Raw genomic sequence first — 8,407 nt, 5'->3', positions numbered from 1 at the left:
TATGAATGAAGGCCCAGACGATGGTGACATACATCGTATAGAGCCACCATTTCGGCAGCGGCGTATTGAGTTCCTTAATCCCGTCCCACTCGTGGCCGGTCGTATCGGTGCCGGTAACGGCATCCTTTTCGATTTTCGTCGGCATGACCGTAATCCTTAAGCATCATCGTCGAGGGGAATGCGGGCATGGGCGTCCATCGCCGCGCGGCGCTTCGGCCAATACACCCAGACAATCATCCCGACGAACAACAGCATGACCCAAACGATCCAATAGGAGCGGACCGTCATGTACAGCGTGACCAAATCCATGATGCCCCCCTATTGCTGGAGATCTTTCAGCGTGAGTCCGTTGAAATCGACCAAAGTGCCGAGCATCTGGAGATAGGCGACCAGCGCATCCATCTCGGTGAGCTTGGCGGGGTTCCCGTCGAAATCGCCGACGACGGCCTTCGGATAGCGCTTCAGCAGCGCGCCCGTATCGGCGTCGGGATTGGCTTGATCGGCCAAATCCTTCGCGGCTTGCGCGATTTGATCGTCGCTATACGGCACACCAACCCGGCGATTGGCGATCAGATGCCCCGCCGGATCGGCCATATCGACCTTCTTCTCAGCCAAGAAGGCATAGGTCGGCATAACCGAACCCGGAACGATGGCCTGCGGGTTCGCCAGATGGGCGACGTGCCAATCGTTCGAATATTTCCCGCCGACGCGCGCCAGATCCGGCCCGGTGCGCTTGGAGCCCCATTGGAACGGGTGATCGTATTTGCTTTCGGCGGCGATCGAATAATGGCCGTAGCGTTCGGCTTCGTCGCGGAACGGACGGATCTGCTGACTATGGCAGAGGTAGCAACCCTCGCGGACGTAGATATTCCGGCCTGCCAGTTCCAGCGGCGTATAGGGGCGCACGCCGTCGACCTTTTCAATCGTCGTTTCGATGGTGAAGAGCGGAACGATTTCGACCAGCCCCCCCACCGCAACCGTCGGCAGAATCAGCACCAGCATTAGCAGGGCGTTCTTTTCGATATATTCGTGTTTGAAGCCCATGATTATGCCTCCGCCTTCACGGCGGCCTTTTTTGCCGACCGGCTGAACCGCTTCGCCGTGATAGATGGTCATCCACAGGTTGTAGACCATAATCAGGGAGCCCACGAGGAACAGAACCCCACCCAAGGCGCGGATCACGTAGAACGGATGCATCGCCTGAACGGATTCGATGAAGGAATATTGCAAGAAGCCGAGCTGGTCGTAGGCCCGCCACATCAGGCCTTGCATGATCCCCGACACCCACATGGAGGTGATGTAGAGCACAATGCCGAGCGTCGCGGTCCAGAAGTGCCAGGAGGCGAGGCGCTTCGAGTAGATATCGACCTTATTCCACAGGTTCGGCACCATATAATAGAGCGTGCCGAAGCAGATGAAGGCGACCCAGCCCAACGCGCCGGAATGGACGTGACCAATGGTCCAATCAGTATAATGGCTCAGCGCATTCACCTGACGGATCGACATCAGCGGGCCTTCAAAGGTGCTCATACCGTAAAAGCCGACCGCCGTGACCGAGAAGCGCAGGCCCGGATCGGTCCGCAGCTTGTCCCAGGCACCCGACAGCGTCATCAGCCCGTTAATCATCCCGCCCCAGGAGGGCATCCACAGCATGATCGAGAAGGCCATGCCCAGCGTCTGCGCCCAATCCGGCAGCGCCGTATAGTGCAGATGGTGCGGACCGGCCCAGATGTAGAGGAAGATCAGCGCCCAGAAGTGGATGATCGACAGGCGATAGGAGTAAACCGGCCGTTCCGCCCGCTTCGGGATGTAGTAATACATCATGGCGAGGAAGCCGGCGGTTAGAAAGAAGCCTACCGCATTATGCCCGTACCACCATTGCACCAACGCATCCTGAACCCCGGCGAACAGCGAATAGCTCTTCGCGCCGAAGAAGCTCACCGGCACCGCCAGATTATTGCCGATATGCAGCATGGCAATCGTGACGATGAAGGCGAGGTAGAACCAGTTCGCCACATAAATATGCGGCTCTTTGCGCTTCAGCAGCGTGCCGAGGAAGATCAGCAGATAGACAACCCAGACGAGGGTCAGCCACAGGTCGATGAACCATTCCGGTTCGGCATATTCTTTACTCTGGGAGTAGCCCAGCACGTAGCTGAGCGCCGCCATGACGATGAAGAACTGATAGCCCCAGAAGACGAATTCCGCCAAGGCCCGCCCGCCGAACAGCGTGGTTCGGCAGGTCCGCTGCACTACCTGAAACGAGGTGCCGATCAGCATCGAGCCGCCGAAAGCGAAAATCGCCGCCGAGGTGTGGAGCGGGCGCAACCGCCCGAAAGTGGTGTATTCCAGCCCTAAGTTCAGCGCCGGAAACGCCAGTTGAAAGGCAATGTAGGTGCCCGCCGCAAACGCCACCACCGCCCAAAAAATGGACATGACAACGAATTTGCGAACGACATCCTCATTATAGGCCTCGACGGCGCGCGCGGGCGCGGCTGTCGATCCCAGACTCATGGTTGCGTCCATGGCACTTCCTAATTACGTCAGAGGCCCTGTCTGATTTGCACGTGCCCGGCACGCTTCAGACGGGAGATATCCTGAGGACTATGGCGGAAGCGCCCGCCTCAGGCATTGATCCAGGTCAAGGGTGGGCACCCAATCGCCTTAGCCGTGACGGGCGGCATCGGCGCGATCAAAGTGCCCTTTGATGAGGAAGAAGTTGTACAGAATCGCCATGACAAACAGGCTAAGGCCGAACAGATACGCCTGCGCATCGACCGCACCCGACGCCAAAAACAGCCCGATAAGGCCGAGAAAGCCGACGAAGAAACCGACGAGGGTATCGACAAAGCTGGATTTCATGACGCGACTCCTTGAGCAAAAACCAAAACAAACCGCCGCTAGGGGGTGGGGCGCACGAGGTCACGATAGGCGTGCCACGTTGCATGCCCGACCAGCGGCATGAGAAGAATGAACCCGAGGTAGAAGGTTGCGATGCTAACGGCGGTGGCAAAGGCAATCAGCCCCGCCCACAGCGCCATCGCGGGCCAATTGAGGCGCACGGCCATAACACTCGTCGCAACCGCCGTCACAATATTCACGTCGCGGTCCATCAGCATCGGAATGGCGATGCACGACACGGCGAAAGCAATAACGGCCAGAGTTGCCCCCAACCCCGTCCCCACGACCAAAAAGGTCAGGCTCAGCGAAGGGTTCAGCAGAAAATCGAGCAGGCTGGTAATCGACACCTCGCGCATGCCGTAGAACAGCGCAAACAGCAGCGTCGCCACACGAATCCAGGCGAGGTGGATCAACAGCAGCAGAACCCCCATCAGTCCGAACTGCGACGGGTTGCGTGCAATGCCATCGAAACCGACCGACAGCCCAATGGGCAGGCCGTTTTCAAGCCGTCGGCTGATTTCATAAAGCCCGGCGGCCATCAACGGCGCGACAAGCGCAAAACCCGCCAGCATCGGCAGCAGCAGAAACGGTAAATCGACCTCGAATAGCACAAACGTCAGCAGCAGGCTGAGGACGAAAATCGCTCCGCCGTAAGCAAGGCTCATTGGCCCGGCCCGGCGGAGATCCTGCCAACCCGCCGCGAGCCAAACCCAGGGCTGATCGATGGGAACCGCCTGGATATGCCGTGCGACCGGGGAAAAATTGGGTAAACTGTCGGTCATCTGCGCGCATCCCCCCAGGGCCATTTTCAGATAACCCGTGCGCTTGATTACGCCGGGTCTTATCGTTGCGCCTTGATTCAGATCAAGGCCGCTTGATTTTGCCGAACCTATCCTCAAAGTAGAATAGAAAAATAGGATTCCAGTGCAATGTCCGTCACCCATGCCGACCTTTTGGCGCTGGCCAGCCTCTGCACGCCCGAGTGGACGAGCGGGCTCGGCGCAACTGGCCTGTACACGGGGCTTCTCCTGGCGGGTGCAACCGGAAGTTTACTCCATTGCGGGCCGATGTGCGGCGGTTTTGTGATGGCCCAGGTTGGCAGGCGGATGGCGCTTGCGCCCCCCGGCCCCCTGTGCGAGCGCGCCCGCCTCGCCCAATCCGCCTTACCGCTTTATCATTTGGGCCGGATTACCACCTATGCCCTGCTTGGACTGGTCGCGGGCGGCGTTGGGGCCGCCTTCGCCGCAACGCCAATCTTTCGCTGGGCGGTGGCGGCACTTTTGCTGATGGCGGCGATGATGCTGGGTGCGTTAGCGCTGCGCACTGTCGGCGGCCCGCTCTTCGCCAGCAGTGGTCAGACCGCCTCGGGAAACATTCCGCTCACCCAGCGGCTGATCGGCCCCTTGCGCCGCTTCTTTGATCGGCCTATCGGGTGGCGCGGGTACGGCCTAGGCATGATCCTCGGGTTCCTCCCTTGCGGGCTGGTCTATGCCGCCCTCACCGTTGCCGCCGCGACGGGAAAACCGCTGGCAGGAGCCCTCGCCCTCGCCTGCTTCGGTCTTGGCACGGTGCCGACGCTGGTCGCCCTCGGCCTGCTCGGCCATCTCGCCGGGCGGCGCTGGCAAGCCTTCGGACAGAAAGCCGCGCCCGTCCTTCTTGGGCTCAACGCGGTTCTTTTTGTCCGCGCTGGCCTGGAAAGCGGTGCTCTAAACCGCCTGCGAATAGCGCCCGGCCCCTACCGACAGATAAGCATCGAACGCAGCCGCCACCGAGCGCACCAGGGGCCGCGCCGCCTCCCGCACCGTCACGATCGAGCCGTTCACGGCGACCAACCCGTCGTGAGTGAGATCCGCCAAGGCGAGGCGTTCGGCAAAGAAGCTTTCGTCCGAACCGAACTCGGCCGCCACCGCCGCCAGATCGACCGTAAGATCGCACATCAACCGTTCGATCACGGCCCGGCGCAGCTTATCATCGGCACTTAGGGCAATCCCACGCGCAATCGGCAGGCGATTTTCCATCAGGGCGGCGCGATAGTCCGGCACCGTCAGATTATTCTGGAGATACCCTTGCGGCAGCGCCCCAATCGACGAGGTGCCGAAACCGATCAGGGTTTCCGCCCCGTCGGTAGTGTAACCCTGGAAATTCCGCCGCAAGCTGCCCTGGCGCAACATCCGCGCCATACTATCCGATGGGCGGGCGAAGTGATCGAGCCCGATGCGCTCGTAGCCCGCCGCCGCAATCTGGTCGGACGCATCCTGATAGAGCGTATAGCGTTCGGCGGGCGACGGCAGCCGATCTTCGGGAATCAGCGCCTGATGTTTTTTCATCCACGGCACATGGGCATAGCCGAACAGGGCGATCCGATCCGGGGCCAGCGCGAGACTGAGATCGACCGTCTGCTGGATCGTCGCGCGCGTTTGCGCGGGCAGACCGTAAATGAGATCGAGATTGATCGAGCCGATCCCCGCCGCGCGCAAGCCTTCCACCACATCCGCCGTTTCAGCGAAACTCTGGCGGCGGTTGATGAGGGCCTGCACCTCGGCATCGAAATCCTGCACGCCGATGCTGGCGCGCGTTAACCCCAGGGCGGCGAAGCCTTGGATCTGCTCCTGCCGAACCCCGCGCGGATCAATCTCCATCGCAATCTCAGCAATATTGGTGAGATTGAAGCGTGCGTGCAGCCGGTCCATCACCGCCTCCAGCACCTCCAGCGGCAGCATCGAGGGCGAGCCGCCGCCGAAATGGATTTCGTGAACCGGCGCAGCCCGCCCGAGGCGCGCGGCGACCAGATCGATCTCGCGCAGCAGAAGCTCGGCATAGGCGCGAATCGGCCCGTCGTGACTCACAATCTGGGTATGGCAGCCGCAGTACCAGCAGAGTTCCTGGCAGAAGGGGATATGAAGATAGAGCGACACCGCCTGCCCGTCCGGCAGCGCTTCCAGCCAGCCGCCGTAGGTTGCGCCCGTCACAGTTGGCGTGAAATGCGGCGCGGTCGGGTAGCTGGTATAGCGCGGGACCCGGCCTTCGAAGCGCGCGATTTGATCGGCGGTCAGCAGCGGCGTCGGCGCGGGGGCTAACAGGCGGGCAGCATTTTGCACAGAAGCACTCCTTCCAAAGCATGACCTGCCGTGCGGAACTGATCGATCAGCCGCGTTTCCTGGCGGGCCAGCGTAATTTCAATCGCGGTGCAGCCGAGCGCCGCCGCCGTTTCGTCCAAATGGCGCAGCAGGTGGTCGGCCGCCCCTTGCGTGTGCAGAAAATCGAGCGCAACGAAGCAATCGACCGTCAGCGTTGCCCCATGCCGAAACGCGCGCGTGCGGCGATAGGCGCAGAGCCCCGCCATATAGTTGCGCGCATCCTTCACCGCCACCAAGCCCGCCGGGGCGGGTTTGCTTGACGGCGGTTTGCCGCCGCCCGCCGCCCGCGCAAACTGCCGCCAGGCCGCGAGCGACAGCTCCGGTGCTTCAAGCTGAATCAGCGCGAAGGCTTGATCGACCTCCGCCGGCGTCAGGCGCGATATGATGTGGAAGCGCATCCGTCATTCCGCAGTTGGGCAGGCTTTCGTCCTACCCCCCGGCCCGACGAGCCGTCATTGATCTGCGTCAATCGGAAGAGATGACATTGCCAGCCCAGAGGCGCATAATTCAGTCACAGACTGATTGCGGCTATCTGGGGCAGCGCTTTTGACCACTTCCTTCACGCCTTCTCCAGAAACGTCCCCGCCGGTGGCCCAGATTTGTCCGGAGGATGAAAGCCGCCTGTGTGTCGACTGTAGCGCCCGGCCCTTGAGCATGTGCGCGGGCGTGCCCGATGCCGAATTGATGGTTTTGGAACGGGCGATCACCGATCTGCACGTCGAGCCGCGCGGCGCGATTGTCGATGAGGGCGAACCCGCCTTACATATGTTCAATGTCACCGCAGGCACGGTGAAAATCTATAAGCTGCTGCCCGATGGGCGGCGGCAGATCATCGGTTTTCTGATGGCGGGCGATTTTCTCGGCCTCGCCGTGCGCCAATCCTACGCCTATAGCGCCGAAGCCGTCACGCAGGTGCGCCTGTGCAGATTCCCGCGCAAAAAGCTGGAAGAGCTGTTCGAGCGCTACCCAATGATGGAAAAGCGCCTGCTCGGCTTGGCGGCGACCGAACTTGCGGTGGCGCAGGATCTGATGCTGCTGCTCGGGCGCAAAACCGCCAAGGAACGGCTGGCCTCGTTTCTGCTGATGCTGTCGGACCGGGCGAAGCGGCTGGGACACACGAGCAATCCGGTCGCCCTGCCAATGAGCCGCACCGATATCGCCGATTATCTGGGGCTGACCACCGAAACCGTCAGCCGCGCCTTCACGCAGCTTAAAAACATGAAAATGATCCGGCTGGAAACCACCAGTCAGGCGCTTTTGCTCGATCCCGACGCCTTGCGCGCCATTACCGAGGGCGGCGCTTAGCCTCCGCCCGCCATTCCATCCGCCACGACGCGCCCGCATCACCCGCCTTGCGGAACCCCAAGCGGGTGTAGAGCCGATAGGCGCGGTTGAGTTTATCGACGTGCAGGCTGACGCTCCGCCCTTCCGCCGCCTGTTGGACTGCCGCCAGAAGCGCCGCCCCCAAGCCTTGCCCGCGCCATTCCGGCAAAAGGCTTAGGTCGACCAGACGGAGGTCGGCACCCGACGCCCAAAGCTCCGCCCGGCCAATGGGCCGATCCTGCGTGGTCACGACGATCCGCTGCCCGCCTAAGGTATAGTGGGCATCAAAATGGCGGCACTGAAGATCAAACTGACTGTTCAGAAAAACGGCGGCAGTTAGGGCGTCGAACCCCGCCGCCGCTACTTCCTCCGCCCGCGTGCTGCGGTAGAGGTCGCGCAGAAAGGCCAAATCGTCCGGCTGCCGCAGCCGAAGCCCAATCCCGCGCGCCTGCCAGTCGGCTGGCAGGGCAAGCCAAAGCCCCGCCAGCCCGATAGTGTCCGGCACTTAGTTCGGGTTCACCGGAAATTCGCCTTCGTTACAGATATAATAGGCCATCACCAAGTAGGGTTGAAGATTGGGGTGCGGATCGGCCTGCTGTTGGGCATTTCCATAAGCAATCGATACCTTGGCCCCGAATTGGACCTCCATGTTTGACGGCGGAACGTCAAAGGCATTAATCGGCTTTGCCGCGCTGGTCATCGCACGGCTCAACAGCGACGTTCCGGTTAAATTGGGCGCGGTCCCCGTCGCACCGGCAACGGATGTCATTCCCGTTGTGGTGGCACTCGACACTTTTGCCGTGAACGTATGATTATGAGACGGTGCCTGATTATAGGTCAGCGTCACCGTCTCCTGCCCGACAGTTTGGGCAAAAACATACTGCGTCCCCGTCGTCGACGAGATCCCAGCGTCAACAGGAATACGCCCGTTCAGATTGGGAAGATTGAAGTAGGTCTGGTTGTCGCCACCAAACCGGCTCCCCAATAAGGCATATAAGGCCTGATACTGTTGCAAAACCATCCGCTGCCCATTGCAGGCATACCAA

10 protein-coding genes and 2 pseudogenes are annotated in these 8,407 nt (G+C 61.1%); 2 read left to right on the top strand and 10 right to left on the bottom strand.

The genetic code is table 11. The features are described 5' to 3' along the window. From VZ95_RS22795 to VZ95_RS05405, 6 genes and pseudogenes are all read right to left on the bottom strand, one after another. The coding region (locus tag VZ95_RS22795; RefSeq protein WP_332308001.1) for a cbb3-type cytochrome c oxidase N-terminal domain-containing protein at positions 1–145 on the bottom strand (145 nt) is incomplete at its 3' end. Positions 146–156: 11 nt separating this feature from the next. Further along, positions 157–309, bottom strand: a complete 153-nt coding sequence (locus VZ95_RS22790; protein WP_156995078.1) for a cbb3-type cytochrome oxidase subunit 3 — start codon at positions 307–309, stop codon at positions 157–159. 9 nt (positions 310–318) lie between these two features. After that, positions 319–1,044: a cytochrome-c oxidase, cbb3-type subunit II gene (ccoO, locus tag VZ95_RS25130; protein ID WP_198148104.1), complete on the bottom strand. Its 726-nt coding sequence runs from the start codon at positions 1,042–1,044 to the stop codon at positions 319–321. Between the two features lie 51 nt (positions 1,045–1,095). Beyond that, positions 1,096–2,514: pseudogene (gene ccoN, locus VZ95_RS05415) on the bottom strand (cytochrome-c oxidase, cbb3-type subunit I); the annotation flags it as partial. A 150-nt stretch (positions 2,515–2,664) separates the two neighbouring features. Next, positions 2,665–2,862 carry a hypothetical protein gene (locus tag VZ95_RS05410; RefSeq protein WP_045774957.1) on the bottom strand — a complete coding sequence of 66 codons (198 nt, stop codon included), beginning with the start codon at positions 2,860–2,862 and terminating at the stop codon, positions 2,665–2,667. Positions 2,863–2,900: 38 nt separating this feature from the next. Beyond that, positions 2,901–3,683 (bottom strand): DUF2189 domain-containing protein, encoded by a 783-nt coding sequence (locus tag VZ95_RS05405; RefSeq protein ID WP_045774956.1) that lies wholly within the window; start codon positions 3,681–3,683, stop codon positions 2,901–2,903. A 147-nt stretch (positions 3,684–3,830) separates the two neighbouring features. Between VZ95_RS05405 and VZ95_RS22785 the strand changes: the two are divergent. Then, positions 3,831–4,559, top strand: a pseudogene (locus VZ95_RS22785) (sulfite exporter TauE/SafE family protein); the annotation flags it as partial. A gap of 48 nt (positions 4,560–4,607) precedes the next feature. Here the strand turns inward: VZ95_RS22785 and hemN are convergent. Next, positions 4,608–5,999 (bottom strand): oxygen-independent coproporphyrinogen III oxidase, encoded by a 1,392-nt coding sequence (hemN, locus tag VZ95_RS05400; RefSeq protein ID WP_232302489.1) that lies wholly within the window; start codon positions 5,997–5,999, stop codon positions 4,608–4,610. After that, entirely contained in the window at positions 5,975–6,436 is a 462-nt protein-coding gene (locus VZ95_RS05395) for a hypothetical protein (protein ID WP_052711511.1), read from the bottom strand. The genes hemN and VZ95_RS05395 overlap by 25 nt, the downstream gene beginning before the upstream one ends. A 190-nt stretch (positions 6,437–6,626) precedes the next feature. Here VZ95_RS05395 and VZ95_RS05390 point away from each other — a divergent pair, with 190 nt between their 5' ends. Beyond that, positions 6,627–7,343 carry a helix-turn-helix domain-containing protein gene (locus VZ95_RS05390; RefSeq protein WP_269747061.1) on the top strand — a complete coding sequence of 239 codons (717 nt, stop codon included), beginning with the start codon at positions 6,627–6,629 and terminating at the stop codon, positions 7,341–7,343. On the opposite strand, the gene VZ95_RS05385 is transcribed toward VZ95_RS05390, so the two are convergent. Together VZ95_RS05385 and VZ95_RS21650 are read right to left on the bottom strand one after the other, a co-directional pair. Continuing rightward, a complete protein-coding gene (locus tag VZ95_RS05385) occupies positions 7,324–7,866 on the bottom strand; it encodes a GNAT family N-acetyltransferase (protein ID WP_045774955.1) in 543 nt (180 codons plus the stop codon). The genes VZ95_RS05390 and VZ95_RS05385 overlap by 20 nt on opposite strands. Further along, positions 7,867–8,407 (bottom strand): phage tail protein (locus VZ95_RS21650; RefSeq protein WP_052711510.1); only part of this gene is annotated, 541 nt, incomplete at its 5' end.

The sequence above is a fragment of the Elstera litoralis genome (genome assembly GCF_000963705.1).
In the GTDB taxonomy this organism is placed as follows: Bacteria; Pseudomonadota; Alphaproteobacteria; order Elsterales; family Elsteraceae; genus Elstera; species Elstera litoralis.
This window is presented reverse-complemented; position numbering and strand designations above follow the sequence as displayed.

Bases quoted from the DNA above. Each gene is read 5' to 3' on its own strand.
- VZ95_RS05405 (WP_045774956.1), bottom strand. From the start codon at position 3,683: ATGACCGACAGTTTACCCAATTTTTCCCCGGTCGCACGGCATATCCAG.
- VZ95_RS05410 (WP_045774957.1), bottom strand. From the start codon at position 2,862: ATGAAATCCAGCTTTGTCGATACCCTCGTCGGTTTCTTCGTCGGCTTT.
- VZ95_RS22790 (WP_156995078.1), bottom strand. From the start codon at position 309: ATGGATTTGGTCACGCTGTACATGACGGTCCGCTCCTATTGGATCGTT.
- ccoO (WP_198148104.1), bottom strand. From the start codon at position 1,044: ATGGGCTTCAAACACGAATATATCGAAAAGAACGCCCTGCTAATGCTG.
- VZ95_RS05395 (WP_052711511.1), bottom strand. From the start codon at position 6,436: ATGCGCTTCCACATCATATCGCGCCTGACGCCGGCGGAGGTCGATCAA.